13 protein-coding genes and 1 tRNA gene are annotated in these 22,118 nt (G+C 71.3%); 9 read left to right on the top strand and 5 right to left on the bottom strand.

Annotated elements, in window-relative coordinates:
- Positions 1–4: 4 nt before the first annotated feature.
- Positions 5–3,706, bottom strand: coding sequence for an NB-ARC domain-containing protein (locus AB0K60_RS20870; protein ID WP_364057219.1), 3,702 nt, complete (start codon positions 3,704–3,706; stop codon positions 5–7).
- A 158-nt stretch (positions 3,707–3,864) separates the two neighbouring features.
- Between AB0K60_RS20870 and AB0K60_RS20865 the strand changes: the two genes are divergently transcribed.
- Positions 3,865–4,434 carry an SEFIR domain-containing protein gene (locus AB0K60_RS20865; RefSeq protein ID WP_364057216.1) on the top strand — a complete coding sequence of 190 codons (570 nt, stop codon included), beginning with the start codon at positions 3,865–3,867 and terminating at the stop codon, positions 4,432–4,434.
- 185 nt (positions 4,435–4,619) lie between these two features.
- Here AB0K60_RS20865 and AB0K60_RS20860 read toward each other — a convergent pair whose 3' ends face one another.
- Complete coding sequence (locus AB0K60_RS20860; protein ID WP_364057213.1) at positions 4,620–6,818, bottom strand: tetratricopeptide repeat protein; 2,199 nt, start codon at positions 6,816–6,818, stop codon at positions 4,620–4,622.
- A 189-nt stretch (positions 6,819–7,007) separates the two neighbouring features.
- Between AB0K60_RS20860 and AB0K60_RS20855 the strand changes: the two genes are divergently transcribed.
- The gene (locus tag AB0K60_RS20855) at positions 7,008–9,380 is read left to right on the top strand and encodes a hypothetical protein (RefSeq protein WP_364057210.1); all 2,373 of its coding nucleotides are present in this window, start codon (positions 7,008–7,010) and stop codon (positions 9,378–9,380) included.
- Between the two features lie 27 nt (positions 9,381–9,407).
- Here the strand turns inward: AB0K60_RS20855 and AB0K60_RS20850 are convergent, their stop codons facing one another.
- Positions 9,408–11,753, bottom strand: coding sequence for a SpoIIE family protein phosphatase (locus tag AB0K60_RS20850; RefSeq protein ID WP_364057207.1), 2,346 nt, complete (start codon positions 11,751–11,753; stop codon positions 9,408–9,410).
- Between the two features lie 389 nt (positions 11,754–12,142).
- Between AB0K60_RS20850 and AB0K60_RS20845 the strand changes: the two genes are divergently transcribed.
- Both AB0K60_RS20845 and AB0K60_RS20840 read left to right on the top strand, forming a co-directional pair.
- Positions 12,143–12,655 carry a hypothetical protein gene (locus AB0K60_RS20845; protein ID WP_364057205.1) on the top strand — a complete coding sequence of 171 codons (513 nt, stop codon included), beginning with the start codon at positions 12,143–12,145 and terminating at the stop codon, positions 12,653–12,655.
- Positions 12,652–16,386 carry an AAA domain-containing protein gene (locus AB0K60_RS20840; protein WP_364057202.1) on the top strand — a complete coding sequence of 1,245 codons (3,735 nt, stop codon included), beginning with the start codon at positions 12,652–12,654 and terminating at the stop codon, positions 16,384–16,386. The genes AB0K60_RS20845 and AB0K60_RS20840 overlap by 4 nt, the downstream gene beginning before the upstream one ends.
- A 63-nt stretch (positions 16,387–16,449) precedes the next feature.
- Here AB0K60_RS20840 and AB0K60_RS20835 read toward each other — a convergent pair.
- A tRNA-Lys gene (locus AB0K60_RS20835) sits at positions 16,450–16,524 on the bottom strand.
- 199 nt (positions 16,525–16,723) lie between these two features.
- Positions 16,724–17,263 carry an ATP-binding protein gene (locus AB0K60_RS20830; protein ID WP_364057199.1) on the bottom strand — a complete coding sequence of 180 codons (540 nt, stop codon included), beginning with the start codon at positions 17,261–17,263 and terminating at the stop codon, positions 16,724–16,726.
- Between the two features lie 278 nt (positions 17,264–17,541).
- On the opposite strand from AB0K60_RS20830, the gene AB0K60_RS20825 reads away from it, so the two are divergent.
- From AB0K60_RS20825 to AB0K60_RS20805, 5 genes are all read left to right on the top strand, one after another.
- Positions 17,542–18,186: a hypothetical protein gene (locus AB0K60_RS20825; RefSeq protein WP_364057639.1), complete on the top strand. Its 645-nt coding sequence runs from the start codon at positions 17,542–17,544 to the stop codon at positions 18,184–18,186.
- A gap of 309 nt (positions 18,187–18,495) precedes the next feature.
- A complete protein-coding gene (locus AB0K60_RS20820) occupies positions 18,496–19,602 on the top strand; it encodes a CapA family protein (RefSeq protein WP_364057196.1) in 1,107 nt (368 codons plus the stop codon).
- Complete coding sequence (locus AB0K60_RS20815; RefSeq protein WP_364057193.1) at positions 19,592–20,254, top strand: protein-L-isoaspartate(D-aspartate) O-methyltransferase; 663 nt, start codon at positions 19,592–19,594, stop codon at positions 20,252–20,254. The genes AB0K60_RS20820 and AB0K60_RS20815 overlap by 11 nt, the downstream gene beginning before the upstream one ends.
- Positions 20,255–20,394: 140 nt before the next feature.
- On the top strand, positions 20,395–21,621 hold the full coding sequence (locus AB0K60_RS20810; protein ID WP_364057190.1) for an MFS transporter: 1,227 nt from the start codon (positions 20,395–20,397) through the stop codon (positions 21,619–21,621).
- A 309-nt stretch (positions 21,622–21,930) separates the two neighbouring features.
- Positions 21,931–22,110 (top strand): hypothetical protein, encoded by a 180-nt coding sequence (locus AB0K60_RS20805; RefSeq protein ID WP_364057187.1) that lies wholly within the window; start codon positions 21,931–21,933, stop codon positions 22,108–22,110.
- The last annotated feature ends 8 nt before the right edge of the window (positions 22,111–22,118 follow it).

The raw sequence follows: 22,118 nt of genomic DNA, 5'->3' as shown, positions 1-22,118 counted from the left end.
GATGTCACAGGCCGGTGCGCGCCCATGCCGGAAGGTCGAACAGGGCCACTCCGGCCGCGCCTCCGACGGCCATCGCCGTTCCATCGGAGGTGACTTCGCAGGAGCTGAGCGCGGTGTCGAGGGCCAGTACGCAGGATGGCCCTGCCGGGTCCAGCGAGCGGAGACCCACGAAGCCGGCCGAGGTGACGGTGCCGACCCAGGAGGGGGTGGCGGTAACGTCCCAGACCGCGCCCCCGCCGCCGTCGATGGTCCGCGTCATCACGCTCTCGCCCGTCTCCCAGGGGGACCAGACCACCGCCTGCCCGTCGTACCCCGCCGAGACCACACGCGACTCGTCGATCCAGCGGATCGCGCCGACGCTGCTCTTGTGGCCCGTGAGCCAGCGGACCGCGCGGCCGTCCACGGCGTACACGCCGATCGCGGAGCCGGTCGTGGCCAGCGCCAGCCACCGGCCGGTGGGGTCGAAGTCCAGGCCGTTCGCCAGATCGGGGGCTTCGAGCAGGCGCGTCACGGCGAGATCCCGGCTCTCCATGACGGCGATCTCCTTGTTCCCGGCGACCGCCACCGAGGAGCCGTCGGGCGACCAGGCCACCGCGCCCGGCAGCTGCACGGGAGAGCGGACGGCGACGGGTCTCGGCTCCCGGCCGGACTCCAGCTCCCGTACGTCCCAGAGCAGAAGCGGGCCGTGCTCCGCGACGGTGAGCAGGCGAGAGCCGTCGGGAGAGTACGCCAAGGCCCGCACGCCCTCCCGGTGCGCGTCGAGGACCCGCGGGGCGTCCGGCCGCGCGGTGTCCACCAGGATCAAGCGGCCGTCCACCCCGCCTCCGGCGATGACACCGCGGTACGGGTGGCAGCGCAGGCAGTTCACCCCGAAACGCCGCACCGTCGCGGAGGGCTCCTCCAGGTTGAAGATCCGCGCGTCGTTCTGCGCGGCGACCGCCAGCAGGGCACGCCGCGGATGCCATGACACGGCCGCGACCCGCTGGCCGTTGTAGTCCAGCCGGGGGCGGGCCGAGAAGGTGCGCCGCCACCCCGTCCGCTCCGGCGGGTCGTGCCGATCCCGCGGATCGTCCGGGTCGTCCGGGTCGCGCGGATCATCGGACGCGCCGGGCCCGGATTCGCCGCCGTCGGCGGACCAGAGCGCCACGGCCCCATCCTGAAGCCCGGCGGCGAGCCACGCGCCGTCATGGCTCCAGTCGACCGAGGTGACCCAGCCGACCTTTTCACTGGTGCCGACGAGGTCCGGGGGCCGTCGGCCGAAGTCGGCCAGGGCGAGCCCGTGCGACGCGCCCCCGATGACGACCTGCGCGCCGCCGGGACGCACGGTCAGCCCGCGCGGCGAGTTGAGCCCGGTCGTCACGCCGGATGCCGGGTCGCCGGCGAGGACCGCGGCCGTGCCGTCGCCGTGGACCAGGACCAGGCCGACGCCGGCCGCCCACTGCATCGCCCGAATCGCCGACCGGGAACCCGTGGCCTGGATCCTGGTGGCGCCCCGCTCCGCGCCCTGCTCCGCGCCCCGCTCGACGTCCCAGATCACGACGTCGCCGTCGGCCCGGCCGATGGCGAGACCCGACGGGGTCCACGCCAGGCAGGTCAGCTCGACGTCCGCGTCGTAGCGGTCCGAGACCTCCCCGAAGATGGGCTCGACGAGGCACACGGTGGACTCGCCCACGAGGGCGGCGAGGTGGACCCGGTCGGGCGCCCAGGCCAGCGCGTTGACGGCGGCCTCCAGTTCGATCACCCGCAGCGCGCCGCCCGCCTCGCCCCAGACGCGGATCACGCCGTCGGCCGCGCCCGCCGCCAGCTTCGCCCCGTCCGGCTGCCAGCTCAGCGAGATGACCCGGTCCAGATGCCCGGTGAGCACCCGCATCTGGCGGCCGTCCGGCCGGTCCGGCATCGGACCCGTGGCGACCAGCGCCTCCGCCAGCGCCTCGTCCCGGAAGGCGACCGAGCGGCGGGTCAGGGGATCGCCGGACAGCCGCGCCCAGAGCGTCGCTGCGACCCCCACCGGGTCCTCGACGCGCATCGCGAGATGGCCCTCCAAATCGACGACGCGGGACAGCGCCGCCGTACGCGGGTCGTCCTCGTCCGCGGCGCGCAGCACGGCGACGTCGGCGGCGAGGCCCGCGACGCCGCCCTGCAGCGTCCTGCGCACCATGAACCGCAGGTCGAACAGGAGCTCGCGCAGGTGATCCGCCCCGCCGGTGAACATCAGCAGGTACGCCAGGCGGTCCAGGTCGCCCGCGTACGCGTCGTCGATCAGATCCCAGCGGCCCTGCGCGCAGTGGCTCCGGGAGACGGCGAGCAGCCGCGCCGCCCACTCCTCGACGTACGGCCGGTGCGCGGACAGCACATGGTCGCGGATCACATCGTGCAGCCGTACGCCGCTCGCCTCCGCGGACCCGAGCAGCGAGCGGTCGGCGAGGCGGTCGCACACGGACCGAACCTCAAGATCGTCGCATTCCCACAGCTCGGCGAGCGCGTCGAACCCGATCGTCTGATCGGGCGGGAACGCGCCAAGGCTCAGGAACCGCTCGCGCAGCCGCTGCCCGCGGGGGTCGGCGGCCAGGTCCTGCACGCCGATCTCCAGCACCTCGCGGACGGTGCGCGACTCGACGTCGGCGAGGTCGTCGGCCCCGGTGAGCCCCCGGGCGTCCAGCCGGCGGACGAGGTCGGCGACGACCCGCTCCAGCGGCATCCCGGCCGCGCGAACGGTCCGGGCGCGCAGCACGCCGTTGAGGATGCCGAGCACGACCGGCCAGCGGTGGCTGCGTTCGTACAGCGGGAACAGCAGGGACCGCGACGCGCCGGGCACGTCCTTGCCGAGCAGGTCGATCGCCTGCCGGGGGCTCATCCGCTCGACGGGGATGACCCGCGCCTCTCGCGGCAGCACGTCGGCCCGGCGGCTCGTCACCAGGCGCACGCAGCCCGATCCCCCGCGCAGGAACGGTTCGAGGTCGCCGGGGCTCCACACGTTGTCGAGGACGAGCAGGACCCGGCGGCCCTCCAGCGCCTCGCCGAGCCCGGCCGCGGCGGCGTCCACCGAGCCGAACCGGGCGGGCGGACGGCCGGTGACGCGGGCCGCCGCGTCGGCGAGCAGCGTCGTGAGCACCGGGTTCTGCCCGACCTCCAGCCACACGATCCCGTCGGGGAACAGCGCCCTGACCCGGTCCAGCCGGCACACGTCCAGCGCCAGCGTCGTCTTGCCGAACCCGCCCGTGCCGTGCAGCGCCGCCGTCGAGGCCAGGCCGACCGCTCCCCCGCCGCACGCCGTGAGCGCCTCCAGCTCCTCGACGACGTGCCGCCGCTCGGCCTCGCGCGGCACGAAGTGATCGGGCAGCCGGGGCAGCAGGGGCGGCGGCCCGTGCTCCTTGTGCTCGTACGAGGCCCGCGCCCTGCGCAGCGCGGCCAGCCAGCCCTGCAGCCGCGCCGGGGCGACGCCGCACACCACCAGGAACGTGACCAGCGCCTGCTCGCTGGGCAGTTGCGGCCTGCCGCCGCCGGTGAAACCGCTGATGTTGCTCCGGGTCAGCCGCATCGGCGGCCATCCGGTCCCGCTGATGCGCCGTCCGCGCATGCCCCGCACCAGTTCGTCGGATCTGTACTCGATCCCGGCCAGGGAGAGCCCGGCGCGCCGTTTCACCTCCGCCAGGCAGGCGCGCAATTCGGCCCGCGTCCGCACCTCGGCGGGATCCACACCGTTCACCGGTGTACGGTGCGTCGTCATCCGTCTGCTCTGCCCTGCCCAGGTCACGGCGGCGCTCTGTACGGCACTCTGTACGGCGGCTGTACGGCGGGGCTGCCGTACACCCCCGGCGTCCGGCGAACTGATGGCTCAGCCTCCGATCCCAAGAGAGCGTGAACATGAGCCAGAATGATTACACCATCACCGGACGAAACGGCCCATCGGAACGCGCCAACCCGAGGCCGCCCGCGCGGCCCCGCGTCTTCGTGTCCTACGCCCACGAGTCCGACGACCACCGGAGGGCGGTCCTGTCGCTGTGCGTCCTGCTCGTCTCCTGCGGGGTGGACGTGCACGTGGACCGCTGGTACCTGGAGGTCCGGCGGGACTGGCAGGTGTGGGCGACCAGGCAGATCCTCGACGCCGACTTCGTCCTCGTCGTCGCGTCCGAGCAGTGCCGACAGGCCGGGGACGGGACGGGCCCGGTGCACGGCCGCCTCGGCCTCCGGTCGGAGATGCGGCTGCTGCGCGAGCTCTACCATGCCGACCCCGACACGTGGACGCGGCGCGTCCTGCCGGTGATCCTCCCCGGCCGCGGCGTCCACGAGATCCCGCTGTTCCTCCAGCCTCGGACCGCGGATCATTACGTGGTCACGTCCTTCACCCCGGAGGGGGCCGACGATCTCCTCCGGATCCTGCACGGCACGCCGTCGTGCTCGCCGCCGACGCCGCACCGGCTCCGGCTCGGGTAGCGCGGTGGCGCCCGGACGGGCCTTTCGGTACGGCGCGGCCTTTCGGCCATCCCTCACCTTCCGCATCGGCGGCCCGTTCCGGGGCTCTCGACCCAACGTGGCCCACCCCGCGGCCGGGGGCAACGGGTTGCCTGTTGCGCGTTAAGGAAACCCGAAACCCAGGCCACGAGGGGGCTATTTGGGGGCTATAAGGCGGCGATCCGGTCGGCGACCGCCGCCGCCTCGGGCGCGCCGAGCCTGCGGAACTGGGCGAGCGCGGCCCGCCAGTGCTCCTCCGCCTCCTCCCGCCGCCCACGGGCGAACGCCACCTCGCCGAGGCCGCGCAGCGCCCGCGCCTCCTCGTACGGGCTGTGGCAGTCGCGGCCGTCCTTGACGCCGCGGGCCAGCCAGGACTCGGCCCGGTCCAGGTCGCCGGCGCGCAGCCACGCCTCGCCGAGGCAGTTCACGGCCATCACGGCGTCGATCGACGGTTGCCGCGGCGGGTCGCGGAACGCCTCGTACGCCATCGTCATGTGGGCGATCGCCTGGTCGTACCGGCCCAGTTCGAGCTCCACCAGGCCGATGCTGCGCAGCGTGATCGCCCGGTTGCGCTCCTTGCGGTGCTCGGTGTAGAAGGCCAGGGCCTCCTCGTTGAGCCGCAGCGACTCCTCGTGGTCGCCGCGCAGGTAGGCGATGCCGGCGTGGTTGGCGAGGGCGTTCGCGCGGGCGTGCCCGTTCCCGGCGGCGGGCAGGCGGTCCATGACGACGCGGAACTGCGCGTCCGCCTCGTCCAGCCGGCCGATCTCCATGAGCGCCAGGCCGAGGTTGTTCCGCGTCATCGCCTCCCCGTCGGGATCCCGCGCGCGTTCCGCGGCGGCGAGCGCCCAGGTGTGCGTGGCCAGCCAGTCGTCCCACTGCTTGGTGAGGAAGAAATGGCCGCGCAGCAGGGCCGCCAGCCGCCAGCAGGCGGAGTCGTCGCCGATCTCGTACGCCAGCCTGCAGGTCGCCACGAGGTTGCGCTGCTCGGCCGTGAGCCACGCGTACGCCGAGGTCTCGTCCGCGAACGGAGCGCGGTGCCCGGTCGGCTCGACCGGCGGCCGGTAGCGCTCCGGCGTGATCTGCGCGTCCGCGCGCGCCGTCATGTCCAGCGACCAGGCGACCAGCCTGCTCCGGGCCGCCTCACGGACCGGCTCCGGCAGGATCGAGTGCGCCTTATGGCGGGCGAAGTCGCCGATGAGGTCGTGAAACTCAAAACGCCAGTCGGAGTTCCGCTCGACGAGCCGCGCGCCGACCAGACGCTCCAGGTACCGGCGGGCGGAGGCGAGGTCGCAGCCCGCGAGGGCGGCGAGGTGGTGCGCGGTCCAGTCGGCGCCGGGCAGGAGGCCGAGCAGCCCGAGGATCTCCCGCAGGTGTCCCGGCAGCGCCCGGTAGGAGACCTCGAACGCGGAGCGGACGCTGCGCTCCCCGTCCTCGATCTCGGCGAGGCGGTCGCCGGTCTCCGCCGCGGACGAGGCGAGCTCCTCGATCGGCGAGAGCCGCGACCGGGCCGCCATGATGACGAGGGCGAGCGGCAGGCCGTCGCACAGGCGGACGATGCGCTCGACGTGCTCCTGCTCCGCCTCGGTGTCGAGGATGGCCCGGAAGAACCGCACGCCCTCCTCCTGCGGCAGCGGGTCGAGCCCCAGGTGGAAGGCCTCGTCGAGCGAGCTCAGCCGGCCCCGGCTGGTCACCAGGATCCGGGAGGCGGACAGGGCCGGGATCAGCGGCCGGACCTGGTCGGAGTGGATCGCGTTGTCGAGCACGAGCAGGACGCGCCGGCGGGCGAGGTGGGCGCGGAAGCGTGCCGAGCGCTCGTCCGGGTCGGCGGGCACGGGCAGGTCGAGGCGGCGCAGTAATCGGTCGAGCGCCTCCGCGGCCGTCAGCGGGGGCACGTTTCCGGTGTAGCCGCGCAGGTCGAGGAAGAGGCAGCCGTCGGGGAAGCGTCCGGCGAGCGCCCGCGCGACATTGATCGCCAGCGCGGTCTTGCCCACTCCGGCCATTCCGTCGATCACGCAGACCGGCTCGCCGCCGGGGTCGCCGGAGGGCGCGGACAGCCGGGAGACCAGCGTGGCGAGTTCCTCCCCGCGGCCGACGAACGACTGGGGTCCGTTGGGCAGCCCCGACGGGGCGGCGGCGGGCATGGCGGGCGGCGTCCCCGACAGCAGCCGGGCCAGCTCGCCGTCCGCCGCCAGGACGCTGTCGAGATGCCACGCCTGGTCGAACGGCGGCAGGGCGCGCCCGTTCTCGATCTTGCTCAGGTGGCCCTTGCTGTAGTAGGCGATGCGAGCCAGGTCGTTCAGCGAAAGTCCCCGCTCCAGCCGACGGCGGCGCAGCTCCTGCCCGAAGCTCGGCCGCGGCTCGGTCATCGCGCACCCCCCTGGCTCGCTCCCTCGGACCAGTATGCGCCGACGGCGTCGTCGGCAGACGCGACCGCCCCGGCTGCGGGCGGGTGATCCGTAACGTGTCCGCAAAACGGGCTGATGCAGTGAAAAAGCCTAAACGTTCTCGTTGGCGCGGATTTGTGAGCCTCGCAGGGCTTGCATGGAAGGGACGTCATGAGGCTACCCGTGGCCGCGCGCTTGCGCGGCCTCACCGCCTTGATCGTGGCGACGGCGACCGTGGCCGTCGCGATCCCCGCGCCCGCGGCCGCCGCCGACACCTGGTCGGTCGTACCGGTCGGCGATGGATTTCGAGTGACGTTACGCCGTGAAAAACCATTACCTGTCCGAAATGCCGCGCCCGAACTGGCGGTCAACGGCCGGTCGCTCGGCCTCGCCACCGAGAGCGACGACGGCCGCACGCTCACCTTGGTCACCTCCGACCCCCGGGCGGCCGCCGCCCGGAGCGTCGAGGTGGCCTGGAACGGCGTCGTCGAATCCCCCACCACGCCCGCGGCCGTTTACATCCCTCCGGCGGACCCGCGGCCGTCCACGATCGACACCGATCCGGGGGTGGCCGGGCCGTACGAGGTCGAGGAGAGCCGCTACGACCTGGGCGACACCGCGATCAGCCTGAGAGGCCTCAGCGGCCGGCGCGGCGAACTGCGCGCCGAGGTCTACCTGCCCAAGGGCGTCCCCGGACGCCTGCCGCTCGTGCTCTTCCTGCATGGCCGCCACGCCCCCTGCTACGACCCGGTCACCCGGCAGACCAGCGCGAGCCCCTGGCCATGCCGCACCGGGCAGCGGCCGGTCGAGAGCTTCGCCGGTTTCAAAGGCCCGGCCCGCGCGCTGGCGAGCCACGGGTACGCGGTCGTGTCGGTGAGCGCCAACGCCGTCAACGCCTTCGACGCCAACTTCTCCGAGGACCGGGGCGCGGCGGCCCGCGGCGAGCTCATCCTGCGCCACCTCGACCTGATCAACGACGCCGCGGCCGGCAGGGGCGATCTCGCGCTGGTCGCGCTGTTCCGGGACCGGATCGACATGGGCAACATCGGCCTGATGGGGCACTCGCGCGGCGGCGAGGGCGTCGCCAAGGCGGTGCTCATGAACTCCGGCCGACCCAGGCCGTACGGCATCCGCGCGCTGCTGCCAATCGCGCCGACCAACCTCGCCCGCGCGTCCCTGCCGGGCATCCCGACCGCGACGCTGCTGCCGTACTGCGACGGTGACGTCTCCAACCAGCAGGGCCAGCACTTCTACGACGACTCGCGGTACGCCATGCCCGGCGACCCCGCGTTCCGGTCGGCGCTGCTGGTGATGGGCGCCAACCACAACTTTTTCAACACCGAGTGGACCCCCGGCCTGGCGGCCGCGCCCGCGTCCGACGACTGGTCGAACGACAACGACCCGGTCTGCGGCAGCCAGGCGCCGCCCCGGCTGAGCGCGGCCGAGCAGTACGCCGTCGGCACCGCCTTAATCGCCGGGTTCTTCCGCCTGGTCCTGGGCCGGGAGACCGCGCTGCTGCCGCTGTTCGACGGCAGCGGCAAGACCGTCGCCTCGACCGGCCGCGCCGTCGTGTACGCCGTCGCCCAGCCCCCGGCCTCCAGCCGGATCGACGTGGCGACCTTCGCCGGCTCCTCCCGCGCCATCGTGTCCGGGAACGCCACCGGCGCCATCTGCGCGAGCATGCTCGGCCACTCGCCGCAGAGCGGCCTGCCGTCCTGCGCGACCCGGCTGACCACCGCGCAGGCGCCGTCCTGGGCCCCGGCGGCGTACCTGCCGAACGCCGTCGCCACCCCGGTGATGCGCTTCACCTGGCGGGACCGCTCGGGAAAACTGACCGTGCCCCTCCGGCCGGGCTCGCGGGACGTCTCCACGGCCACGATGCTCAGCTTCCGCGTCGCCCGCGACGAGAACGTCCCGGCGTCCGCCCCGCTCGACATGACCATCACCCTGGTCGACGGGCGCGGCCACAGCGTCACCGTGCCGGTGTCGACGCTCAGCCCCGCGCTGACCCCCCTGCCCGGCACCCTCCCCCCGCTGTCGAAAACCTGGCTGCGGACCGTCCAGCTGCCGCTGAGCGGCCTCAACGACCTCGAAACGAGCGACATCAAGGAGGTGACGCTCGCCGGGGCGTCCGACACCGGCGGCGTCTACCTGGCCGACCTCGCCTTCACCCGGCCCCAGGTCGGCGAGGAGAGCATCGCGGACCTGCCGCAGGTGTGGGTCGGCGACCTCACCGTCCCCGAGGGCGACGGCCCCGGCGAGGCACGGATCCCGCTGATCCTGTCCAAGCCGTCGAGCGCGCCGGTGACGGTCTCCGTCCAGGCACTCCCCGCCGGCGCCGACCCGGTGATCACGCAGGTCGCGGCCACCGTGACGATCCCGCCCGGGCACACCGACGGCGTCTTCACCGTACCGCTGACCGGCAACACCGCCCCGGCGACGGCGATCCAGTCCTACCCGGTGATCGCGGGCGTCTCCGCGAACGCCACCATCGGGGACGGCTTCGCCCGCCTGGTCGTCACCGACGACGACGCGGTCGGCTGAACGGCGGCTCGTGCCGCGGCCGTCCGATCACAAGGCGGACAGGCTCTGCTCGGTCCAGATGCATTTGCCGGTGGCCGTGTAGCGGGTGCCCCAGCGCTGGGAGAGCGCGGCGACGAGCTGGAGTCCCCGCCCGCCCTCGTCGGTGTCGGAGGCGCGGCGGATGCGCGGCACGGTGAGACTTCCGTCGGAGACCTCGCAGATGAGGCAGCGGCTGCGCAGCAGGCGCAGCTGTATGGGCCCTCTGGCGTGCCGGACGACGTTGCCGATCAGTTCGCTGACCAGCAGCTCGGTCGTCATGGCGAGGCCGTCCAGATCCCAGGCCGCCAGTTGCTCACGGACCAGCGAACGCGCCTGACCCGCCGCCCGGGGATCCTCGGGCAGGTCCCAGGAGGCGACGTCGTCGTCGAGCACGTTGGTACGGGCGACCAGCAGCGCGGCGTCGTCGGGGCTGGCGTGCCCGGGCGGCATCAGGGCGGCGGTCACGGCATCGCACAGCGACTCCAGGAAGTCGTCCTGCCGGGCCGGGTCGCCGTCGCCCCGGCGCGTACGCGACGGATCACGATGCCGACCCGGCGCACGGCGAGCGCCGTCGGCCAGGATCTCCGCCAGACAGGCGATGCCCTGGTCGATGTCCCGGCCGGGGGCTTCGACCAGGCCGTCGGTGTAGAGGGCCAGGAGGGTTCCCTCGGGCACCTGCGTCTCGACCACGTCGAAGGGCGGGGTCGCCGCGCCCAACAGGGGGTTGGGCCGAGCCTGGACGACCCGGACGGTGCCGTCCGGATGCACGATGAGCGGCGGCGGGTGCCCGGCGGTGGAGAAGGCGCAGACCCGGGTGGTGGGGTCATAGACGGCGTACAGGCAGGTGGCGTAGAAGTCGTCGCCGAGGTCGATGACCAGATCGTTGAGGTGGGTGAGCAGTTCGTCGGGCGGCAGTTCGAGGTCGGCCAGGGTGTGCACCGCCGTACGCAGCCGCCCCATCATGGCGGCCTCGGTGAAGCCGTGGCCCATGACGTCCCCGATGACCAACGCGACACGCTCGCTGGACAGGGGGATGACGTCGTACCAGTCGCCGCCCACCTCCATGTCCTTGCCCGCGGGCAGGTAGCGGGCGGCGGCCGTGACGGCAGGCACCGATGGCAGGGTGCGAGGGAGCAACGCGTGCTGGAGTTCCTGGGCGCGGTTGTGCTCGGCGTCGAAGAGGCGAGCACGTTCCAGCGTCTGGGCGAGCAGCCCGCTCAGCGCGGTGAGCAGGCTGCGCTCCTCGCCGGAGAACTCACGGGCCTGGTCGAAGGAGATGACACAGACGCCGAAGGCATGGCCCGAAACGATCAGCGGCAGGAGCGCCCACGCGTTCTTGCGCCCACGCACCGGCACATCGGCCAGGTGGGGGAAGTATCCGAGATACTCCGCCGTCGAGCTGATGAAGAGGGGGGCGCGTTCCCGGATGGTAAGCGGGATCGGATACTTGTCCGTCATCGGAAAGTGGCAGATGTCGTCGATGAAATCCGGGTCGTATCCGATCGCCCCCGCCGGTCGCAGGTGGTCCCCTTCGACGAAAAGAATGATCAGGCCGGTGGCGCCGAAGGGCGGCAGCACCCGATCCGCGACGGCGTTCACGACATCCTGCACGGTGATCGCCTCAGCGAGCGCCGCGGTCAGCTCCCGCATCCGGGCGGTCCGCCTGGCCGCGGCCCGCTCGCCGGCCGCCGTCGCCCAGGACACCGCCGGCTGGTTGGTGACAGGCGTGTTGTCCCAGCTCTGCCAGGCCGCGGACACCATCCGCCCGGCCTTCCCCCGGCTACGGGCGGCGATCTCCTCCTTCTGCCCGACGGCGACCAGGGCCCCGGAGACCTCCAGCCGCTCGACGAGCCATTCGACCAGCATGCGCAGGAACGCCCGCCCCTCGGCCGAGGGCTCGCCCGGACCCGCCGTCAGCACGCACAGCGTCCCCACCGCCCCGCTCGACGCGATCAGCGGTACGGCCAGAATGCCGCCGCCGACGGGAAAGTTCCACGCTCGTGACCCGCTCCCCGATCGAACGTCGGGCCCACCATCGGCGGTCTGCCACACGACCCCGCCCTCGCGCACCGCGCGCATCGGAGCCGCATGATCATCCCACCCGATCCGCCGCCACTCCCGGGTAAGACCGGGAGGAAGCCCGCTGCTGGCGGCCAGGCACAGTACGGCGTGCCCGTTCTCGCACAGATGCACCATGCCCCCGAGCCCGCCCAGGCCCGCCACGGCATGCTCAAGCGCCAAGCGCAGCAGTTCGTCGCCCTGCAGTTCGTCACCGGCCGCGGCGAGCATGCGCATTCGCTCACCGCCCGGCCGATCAAGCTCGGGGGGCCGTCGCTCGGCCCGTCGGTCGCTCATGCCCACCCCCTCGCCGGATGCTGGACGCGCCTCGCCCGGCGAGTGTCCCATGTCGCCTCCATCGGCCGCAGGCGTCGACGAAAGGTGACACACAACCGCATCCGTCCCCAACTACAACAGCCCGCCTTCGCGGTTATAGTCCCGATCCTTCCCCTCACCTGGGCATATACCGTACGCCGGTCACGCGGGCGCTGCGGCAGGGCGCCAAGCTCCGGGGCGGCTCCCTGGCCGACCGGTCACCAGAGGATCTTCTCAACCAACAACATTAGTCACTCTGACACCAAATCAGGAAGACCTAATAACCTGATATATGAGCGTTAGGGACAATATGGAACCGATCGCCGAGTTTCGGACTACTAAACCAACGGATTTCCGGAGCCCACAAGGAAGTGATCGATCGACATATCAATACGATGACCAAGTGCTACTCTGTCGCCAATCCCCGCAGTGTTTTCCGGGCAAATCCAACCCGAACGAGAATGACCGGCCAGGAGCCCCAGATGAACGGCGTGACGTTGCGGTTGGACGTGGTCACGGGTGGCGACACCCTTCGGCGTGAGCGCCTCACGCGTCTGCTGCACAGGGACATCTCGGTCATCGACGGAGCCGCCGCGGAACTCGCCGAATCAGCCGGCCCTCCAGGCGAGGGGCGCAAGGGCGCGCTCACCGGTGACCTGTTCATAGCCGTCTCCCTCGCGGCGGCGACCGCACGCCCCGCGTTTCAGATGCTGACCACCTTGATCAGGGAGTGGTGCGCGAAGGAACGCCACCGCAAGGTCGTCATCACCGACGGCGATCGGTCGCTTGAGATCACGGGACGTCCGGACGCGGGTCAGGAGCGACTGGTCCGCGAGTTCCTGAATGAGTTCCTGGATCAGGACACGAAGGCGCAGGATCAATGAGACCCGCGCGTCGACGTGCATTGCTCATCGGCACGGAATCCCATCGCGACAGCCGGTACGCGACGCTGCCCTCCACCCCGGTCGACCTCAGTCAAATGCAGCAGGTCCTGGAGAACCGGAGAATAGGCGGATTCGAGCCGGTTCGAGTGCTCACCGATCTGACCGCCGACGACATGCGCGCGGAGATCGCCGAATTCCTGGAATCGTTCGACGCCGATGAACTCGCCCTGCTGTACGTCACCGGACACGGCACCCGGCTCTCGCGTTCGACCGGCGAGTTCTACTTCGTCGCGACCGACACCAATTTCGACCAGGTCGACGAGACCGGAGTGAGTGCCGACTACGTCAACGAACAACTGGAGAACTGCCTGGCCGCCCAGAAGGTGGTATTGCTCGATTGCTGCCGCAGCGGAGGATTCGCCCTCGGCTGGCGCACCAGCGACGTGCACGATCACCGAGTCGCCAAAGGCGCCGCGCAGCCCGCGCCGCTGACAGGGCGAGGAGTCTATGTAATTTCCTCCTCTGGGGCGGGCGAAGACTCCTTCGCCGGACCGCAGACCCCCGGGGCTCCCCAGCCGTCCCTGTTCACGGGCGAGGTGGTGCGCACCCTCCTCAGCGGAAAGGCCGCGAAAGACGGAAGCGGGCACGTCTCCGTAGACGACCTCTTCGAGTACGTCAACCGGCAGATGCGCCAACGTCACGGTCAGATCCCCGTGAAATCGGCCTTGCACGTTAATACCCGCATCATCCTGGCCGATTGCCCCCAGGGACGTCCCCCCGTCCTGGCTCCAATCACAAAGGCCGCGAAATCCGCGGCCACCGCCCCTGCCACGTCCGTGACCGCCAAAGCCGCCGCCACGACTCCCTCCTGGGAGCGATTGCTCGACTATTACCGGCAGTGCGTGCTCTCCGACGGAGCGGACCTTCCGCTGCTGAAGGTCCGCGACGAGGGAACGACGTACGCCTGCGTCACCGGCTCCGAACGTTTCCTGTCCGGCGACCTGGATGAGAACGGCTGTGCCGAGGTTCCGCCCGGTGCCGCCGCTCTCGTCGCGAAGGCGGCAAAGGAGGGCGCGGAGCTATGGGCGGGATATCCGGTGGTCCTGTTCACGCCGCCGAACGAACTCCAGGCCAGGACCACACCCCAGTTCGCCCCGCTCCTGATCCGGCGGGTGGAAGTGGTGGACGGTAACGGCGACATCCGGCTGAAACCGTACGGTCCGGTCACGCCGAACCAGCGCTTGACCGGCATCTTCCTGCCCCAGGACGAGGCTCGCCTGCTCCACGAGACCTACCTACCCTCCTGGCATGCCGGCCAGCACGACCGCATGGCCGCCGACATGGCCAGCCTGCTCCGCAACGATCTCGGGCGGCCCCAGATCGAGGAACTTCGTCCGGAGAACCTGACCCCTCGCATCGACATCCGCACACCGGCCGAAGGGGCGCGCAACACCGAGGTGCTCTTCATCGCCAAGCCCGACGCCATCGCGACGAAAAGGCTGCTGGAAGACCTCGCCGACATCTCCGGCAAGGCTTCACAAATCCCCGAGACCGCTCTCGCGGCTCTCCTCCCCGGCCACGAGGAACCGCCCCAGGACGCTCCCCCCGCCATCCAGCCGATCACGCCCCTCGCCGCCAACGACGCGCAACTCGCCGTGCTCGACTCCGTCTTCCGCCGCCGCCTCACCGTCGCCACCGGTCCTCCTGGCACCGGCAAGAGCCAGCTCGTCGCCAACGTGGTCGCCACCGCCGTCGCGAACGGCCGCAGCGTGCTCGTCGCCTCCACCAACAACCGTGCCGTGGACGAGGTGTGGCAGCGTTGCGAGCAACTGGTTCCGGGAAGCCTCATCCGGACCGGCTCGCGGGAGTACCAGCAGAAGCAGGAGGTCCCCGCGCTACAGGACCTGCTCAAGCGCGCCGGCCCGCCTCCGGGAAGCGCGACAACCTTGAGGACCCGGCTCAGGCTCCTGACCGATGACCTGCTCGCGCGGCGTAAGGAACTGTCCGAGATCAGCCGCCTGGATCTCAAGCTGCGCCAGGCGGGAGAGCAGCGGGAGTCCCAGGCCGCACGCCTCGGCGGATCCATCGCCAAGCTCGCCGGGCGACTCGGCTCCGCCGACGACGTCGTCCACTGGAGGGGAAGAGCCCGCCGCGCCGCGACCGCACGCCTGTTCGGCCCTTGGCGCCGTACCAGGCTGCTGCGCCGCCTCGGCCTTCCCACCCCGGCCGATGACCCTGACGCCGCAGCCACCTGTACGGCTCTCGCCGACTTCGCCGACGCCGAGCACCGCTGGCGCCTGTCCCGCCGTCGCCTAAGCGAAATGCCCGATGACGTCCGGCTCACCGCACACATCGACGAGATGGAGGAGCAGGCCCAGGAACTGTCGACGCGGATGCTCGAACACGCCGTGAACAGCGGCGCTCATCGCGGGCGGCAGAGCATCCTCAAGGTGCTCCAAAAGCAGCAGCAGAGAGAGTCGGACTGGGGCGAGGTGGCGAGGCTGCTCGCCTATTTGCGCGGCTGGGCGGTGACCAGCCTGTCCGCGCGCCGATACCCGCCCAACCCCGCGCTGTTCGATCTGGTGATCATTGATGAGGCGAGCCAGTGCTCGATCCCGCAGGTGATCCCGCTGCTGTTCCGCGCCCGCCGGGCACTGGTGATCGGCGACGTCATGCAACTCACCCACATCTCCAAACTGCCCGGCGAGTACGAGGCGTCAGCGCGCAGGGACGCCGGCCTGCGCGCCGACGTAATGGAGAAGCACCGAATGGGCTACCGCCGTCACTCCGCCTTCCACGCCGCCGAGCACGCGGCGGGCGGAAGCATCCTGCTCGACGAGCACTACCGGTGCCACCCCGACATCGCGGCCGTCTCCAACGACCTGTTCTACGGCGGCCAACTGATCGTGCTCACCGACATCCGATCGCGACCGATGCTGGACCTGCCCGCGATCATATGGGCGGAGGCGCACGGTCAGGCGCAGCGCATCCCCGGGTCCTCCTGGGTAAACGAAGCAGAGATCAATAAGGTGCTCGGCTGGGTCGAGTACGCGCACAAGCACCTCCCCGCAGAGGCGACGATCGGCGTGGTCACTCCTTTCGCCGCCCAGCAACGCAAGCTTGCCGGGCGCCTAACTCGCTACGGGGATCGCGTACAGGTGGGCACCGTCCATACCTTCCAAGGAAGCGAGCGAGACGTGATGATCCTCTCGCTCGTCGCCGCCCCCGGAATGGAACCGGGCACCATCGACTGGGTTGGCCTCCAATTGAACCTGTGGAACGTCGCCATCACCCGCGCCCGCTCGCATCTCATCGTGGTCGGCGACCCTGTCATCTGGCGTAAGTACGGCGGCGTCGGAGCCCACCTCTGGCACGCCGCCCAGGCTGAGCGGCAGAGCGACGGCGAGTCCGGCGACCCCCGCGACGCCGCCCTCCTCCCCCGTCTGCTGAGCGGCCTCGAGTCCCTCCCCGGCGCGACCGTCGACCTCAAGGTGCCCGTACACGGCCACACCGCCGATGCACTGGTCGCGCTCAATGGAACGACCACCGCCGTCCTCCTCGACCACGGACCCGACGCCGACACCGCCCGACCCGGCAAGGAGTCACGGCACATGCGCCTGATGCTCCGCCGTTGCCAACTTCTGCGAAATCCCCATGACGCCGTCCGGCTTCCGGTCTGGTGCCTTTATGACCGGCAGGCTCTGCACGATCTCCTCGGCCGCCCCCTGTAGGGCTCTCCGTGGTGACGCAAAAGGCGCAGAGGGCAACGAAAAGCCGCATTCAGCGGCTTGAGGTGGTGGGGCGCCAGGGGCTCGAACCCTGAACCTACAGATTAAAAGTCTGCAGCTCTACCATTGAGCTAACGCCCCTTGGGGCAAGGATAGCGAGCGTGCCCTGCCCTGTGCGACGAAGTTCTTGCCATGGGACCCGCGGCAGGTGCCTCGTCGAGGATGTCGATCGGTTGGGGTGGACCCCGGCGATCGCTTCCGCGACTCAGGATAGCCGAAAACGCCGAATCTCCGGCTAGAGCGTCCTGGGCCGACCGGGACCTGATCATGGTTGCGGTGGTCAGGTCAGGGGGAGGTCGGCCCAGACCGCGTGGCCGGTGGCGGGGGTGCCGCGTACGCCGGCGTGGATGGCGAGCCGGAGGATCGTGCGCAGACCGTAGCCGCCTTCGGGGAGGGCGGGCGGGGCGGTGATGGCCTGGGTGAAGGTGGGTCTGCTGCCGCCGCCGAGGTCGCAGACGAGGAGGCGGGCGAGGCGGGGCGTGCGGAGGAGTTCGAGGACGTAGTGGCCGCCGGGGGCGCCGGAGGCGCTGTGGAGTACGGCGTTCGCGGCGAGTTCGCCGACGATCCAGGCGGCGTCGTCGGCGTGTGGGGTGTCGTTGAGGAACAGGCCGGCGAGACGGCGGGCGTCGGCCACGTGCTCGGTGGTGCCGGGGAAGATCTTGCGCCAGGTGATGGCGTCGCGGGGGTGACGGGCGGCGGCCCAGATGAGGTTGGGGCGCGGCTCGGGGAGTTCTGCCCGGTAGGGCGCGTTGTCAGGGTGTGGCTCGGGGAGGCTTGCCCGGTAAGGCGCGTCGTCGGGGCGGGCGGGGAGAGAGGTCATGGACGCTCCTTGGGAGTCGGCGGGATGGTGCCGACTCACAAGGTGGCGTGCGGACGCGGGCGGAAGGACTACCACGGTCTGGGGCCGACATCCCCGGTCGGCGATGGTCATGAAGTGCGCGGACGCCGATTTGGGCCGATGTGAACATCTCCCCGGAGGTTCGGCGGATTCTCCGATCCGTGCATGCAGAAGGTGACGAGAGATATACGATCCGTTCATTCCCGCTGGTCATGGCGGGCTCGATCCCGCCGGTCGTGGCGGGTGGGAGGGGGTCGTTGATGTCCGGCGAGGGCACTCGGATCCTGCTGCGCTGCCGTTCCTGGAGCGACACCTTGCGGGTCAAGCGGTTCACCTGGGAGCAGATCGCCGAGGTGGTGGCGCTCGTCGAGCAGGTCAGCCCGCTGCGGTGCTATCGGCTGGCGCACGGCCGTACCGCCACCGATGTGGTCAACGCCTTCAATGACCTGGATCCGGCCGGTACGGCGTCGCTGCGCGAGGCCCGGCTGTACGACTTCGAGGCGTGGCCGGCCCACGGGCGCAGGCCCACCTCCCGCGTGCTGGCGGTGCTGGCGCGGATCTATCAGACGCGGGCGCGCAATCTGGTGTCGGAGGAGGTGTTCGCCAGCTACAGCGCCTATCACCGGGATGTGATCGATCGGGCAGACTTCCGTCACCTTGACGCCTTTCAGCCCGCTACGCCCTGCTCTATCCCGCGACAGCGTGTCAGCATGGACGAGGCACACCCGGTACGACCGCGCCAGGACGCCGCCCGCGACGCCGCCGAGGACATGGCGGCCGCCGACGCATGTGCGGAACCTCGACGAGAGGATGCTCAGCGTCACGGTGTGACAATCGGCAGGGTGATTCGCTCGTTGCCTCCGACATGCCCTCGGAGTACACGTCGGCGGTGTCGATGGGGTTGATCCCGGCGTCCAGGCACATATCCACCTGCCGCCGCGCCTCATCGACGCCGGTAGCGCCGACGAGCGCGGCGAGCCCGAGGCCCGTGCCGCGGACGCCGCCGCCCGCGGCCGCGTCGGTGGCCGCGGCGAGCCAGCGCCCCTGGCTGACGCCGGTGGCGCCGACGGTTGAGGGCGTTGTCAGCGATTCGGCTTTCGTACAGCTCTGAGTCTTCTGCGCGCGGCGGCACACGCATGCTCACCGCGTGCGCGGCGGTTCCGCTGGCACGGGCCACTCCGCGTGGTCCGGCGAGGTCGGCCTAGCATGGAGACATGGGGGCTGACCTGCTGAAACTCGCCCTCTGTGGCGACGTCATGCTGGGCCGGGGCGTCGATCAGATCCTGCCGCACCCGGGGGATCCGGAGTTGCGCGAGCCGTACGTCGGGGATGCGCGCAGCTATGTGGTGCTGGCGGAGGAGGCGAGCGGGGAGATCCCCATGCCGGTGGACTACCGGTGGCCGTGGGGTGAGGCGCTGCGGGTGCTGGAGGAGGCCGCGCCCGACGCGTGGGTGGTGAATCTGGAGACCGGGGTGACGCGGAGCGGCGACTTCGCGCCCGGCAAGGCCGTCCACTATCGGATGAATCCGGAGAATCTGGAGAGCCTGGTGGTGACGCGGCCGGACGTGTGCGTGCTGGCGAACAACCACGTCCTCGACTTCGGCAGGCGCGGCCTGGAGGAGACGCTCGACGCGCTGGCGAAAGCGGGTCTGCGGACCGCCGGGGCCGGGCGGGACGAGGAGGAGGCCTGGCGTCCCGCGATCATCGACCTGCCGGGGGGCGGGCGGGTGCTGGTGTTCTCCTTCGGCATGCCGTCCAGTGGTATCCCGCCGGGCTGGGCGGCGACGGACGACCGGCCGGGGGTCGCCTACGTGCCGCAGCCGTCGCCGAGGCAGGCGGCGGCGATCGGCGAGCGGGTACGGCGGACGAAGCGGCCGGGGGACGTGGTGATCGCCTCCGTGCACTGGGGGTCGAACTGGGGGTACGACATCTCCCGCGACCAGATGCGCTTCGCCCACATTCTGATCAATTCGGGGGTGGATGTGGTGCACGGGCATTCCTCACATCATCCGCGCCCGGTGGAGCGGTACCGGAACGGGCTGGTGCTGTACGGCTGCGGCGACCTCATCGACGACTACGAGGGCATATCGGGCTATGCGGAGTACCGCGACGAGCTGCGGCTGCTCTATTTCGTCACGCTCCGGCCCGGCGAGCCCGCCGACCTGCGGATGGCGCCGCTGCGTGCCCGCCGGATGCGCCTGGAGCGGGCCGGGCACGAGGACGCGGCGTGGCTCGCCGCCGTGCTCGACCGGACCGGGAAGCGTCTGGGCTCGCGCGTCGCGCTCGGCCCCGACGACATGCTGACCCTGCGTGCGGGGTGAGCGGCCTGTGGACGAGTCCGGGCACGGCCCCGACGACCTGGCCGAGGTGGTACGGCAGGCCGGAATCACCGACGAGCGCCTGCTGCGAGCGATCCGGGCCACGCCCCGCGCCGATTTCGTGCCCGCCTCCGCCGTCTCGCTCGCCTACTTCGACCAGCCGATCCCGATCGGGCACGATCAGGTGACCACTCAGCCGTCGCTGTCGGCGGCGATGGTCGAGAGCCTGGAGCTGACCGGCACCGAGCATGTGCTGGAGGTCGGCACGGGCCTGGGCTTCCAGACCGCGTTGCTGGCCGCGCTCGCCGCCGACGTGGTGACCATCGACATCTGGGCCGATCTGGCCGAGCAGGCGCGGCGCAATCTCGACCGGCGCGGCGTCCGCAACGTGGAGTCGCGGGTCGGCGACGGCAGCGCGGGCGTGCCGGAGCGCGCGCCGTACGACGCGATCATCGTGTCGGCCGCCTACCCCACGGTGCCGCCGCCGCTGGCCGAGCAGCTCCGGCCCGGCGGGCGGCTCGTGCAGCCGATCGGTCCGGGCGGCCACGACCAGGTCGTACTGTTCCACCGCACCGACGACCGACTGGAACGCCGACGCGTGATCACACCGGCCTGGTTCGTACGGCTCCGCGGAGTCCACGGCTTCTCCGACTGACGGGCGAATTGGCCCAGGCATTCTCCCGAGAATTGGCGCTTCCGCAGGACAAACGGCGACGGTTGAATGGTCTTGACGGCCGGGAGACGAACGGCCCCGGCACGGTTCCCCCCTTCCCTGACCTCGAGCGGAGCACGCCCATGTCTCGGATCCTCCCGCCCGCCGGCCCGCCACGGGTCCTCGCCGCGGCCCAGCTCGCGAACTCGCTGGGCGACGGCGCGTTCTATGCCTGCTCGGCGCTGTTCTTCACCCGGATCGTCGGCCTGTCCGCCGTGCAGGTGGGCGCCGCGCTCACGGTGGGCTGGGCGACGGGCATGCTCGCCGGGGTGCCGCTGGGGTATCTGGCCGACCGATGGGGCCCGCGCCGTACCACTCTGACGCTGGCGCTGGCGACGGCGGCGATGTTGAGCACCTTCCTGTGGGTGCGCGCCTACCCGCTGTTCGTCATCGCGGTGTGCCTGTACGCGTGCTGCCAGGGCGGCCTCACCTCGGCGCGGCAGGCCCTGCTCGCCGGGCTCGTCGCGCCGGAGCTGCGCACCCGCACCCGGGCCCACCTGCAGGCGACGTTGAACGCGGGCCTCGCGGTCGGGGCCGGGCTCGGCGGTCTCGCGCTGTATGTCGACACCGCGCCCGCGTACCTCGCCGTCTTCGCCATGGACGCGGCGAGCTTCCTGGCCGCCGCGCTGGTGCTGCGGCGGCTGCCCGAGGTGCCGCCCGTTCCGGCGGCCGAGGACGGCGGGCCGCGCCTGGCGGTGCTGCGGGACCGGCCGTACGCGCTGATCACCTTCCTCAACGCGATCATGTACCTGAACATGCCGGTGCTCAGCCTCGCCCTGCCGCTGTGGATCGTGACGTACACCGACGCGCCCAAGCCGATGGCCGCCGCCCTGCTCATCGTCAACATGCTGAGCGTGGCGCTGTTCCAGGTCCGAGTGGCCCGGCAGGTGACCGACCTGCGCACCGCCGCCCGGACGAGCGCTCGCGGCGGCGTGCTCATGCTCATCGCCTGCCTGGTGTACGCGCTGTCCAGCGGGCACATCGGCGTCTGGGGCGCGATCGCGGTCCTGCTCGTCGCGGCGGCGATCCAGGTGTTCGGCGAGATGATGCAGGGGGCGAGCGGCTGGGAGCTGAGCTTCGCCCTCGCCCCGGACGGCAAGCAGGGCCAGTACCAGGGCTTCTACGGCATGGCCCCGCAAATCGCCCGCATGCTCGGCCCGGTCCTGGTGACCACCCTGCTGATCGGCTGGGGCACTCCCGGCTGGCTCGTCCTGGGCGCCCTGTTCCTGCTCGCGGGCCTGGCCGTCGGCCCCGCCGTACGGCTCGCCGAACGCGGCCACGCCGCTCAGAAGCAGCACCAGACGATCTGAGGCAAAGCGGGACCAACAGCGGCCCGAGGAAGGACCTTCCTTCGTCTCCTGGCGTCCCCACCCCGGCACGTTCTCTTGGGGGCGACGGCCGTACAGACGTGGCGGACCGGGCCACACGCGCCGACCGGCATTCGCGGGCGCCCAGCAGTGAGGCGGGCGGCCACCACCCGGCGCTGAAGGAGTCGGCACGACGACATCGGGCGCAACCCGCAACCCGACCCGCCACGCTCCGGCCGGGCCTGACCCCCTCCGGGGCCGGTCTGTAACGTGATCTGAAAGGCGTCTTCCCCCTGGGTCGCCTACCTGGGCGTGCTCACCGGCGTTCTCGGCATCGCGTCCGAATTGTTCCGGCACGTCATTGGCATGGGCTATTCGGTGTATGGTTTCCTACTGTTTGTCTGGTTCATCGCCGTGGGCTGGCACCTCTACCGGCTGGGCCGGGACGCCATTCCGGAACCGGTGGATACGTGCGGGAACGCCGCCGGGTAATCGTTCGG

This window comes from Thermopolyspora sp. NPDC052614, assembly GCF_040678635.1.
GTDB lineage: Bacteria > Actinomycetota > Actinomycetes > Streptosporangiales > Streptosporangiaceae > Thermopolyspora.
This window is presented reverse-complemented; position numbering and strand designations above follow the sequence as displayed.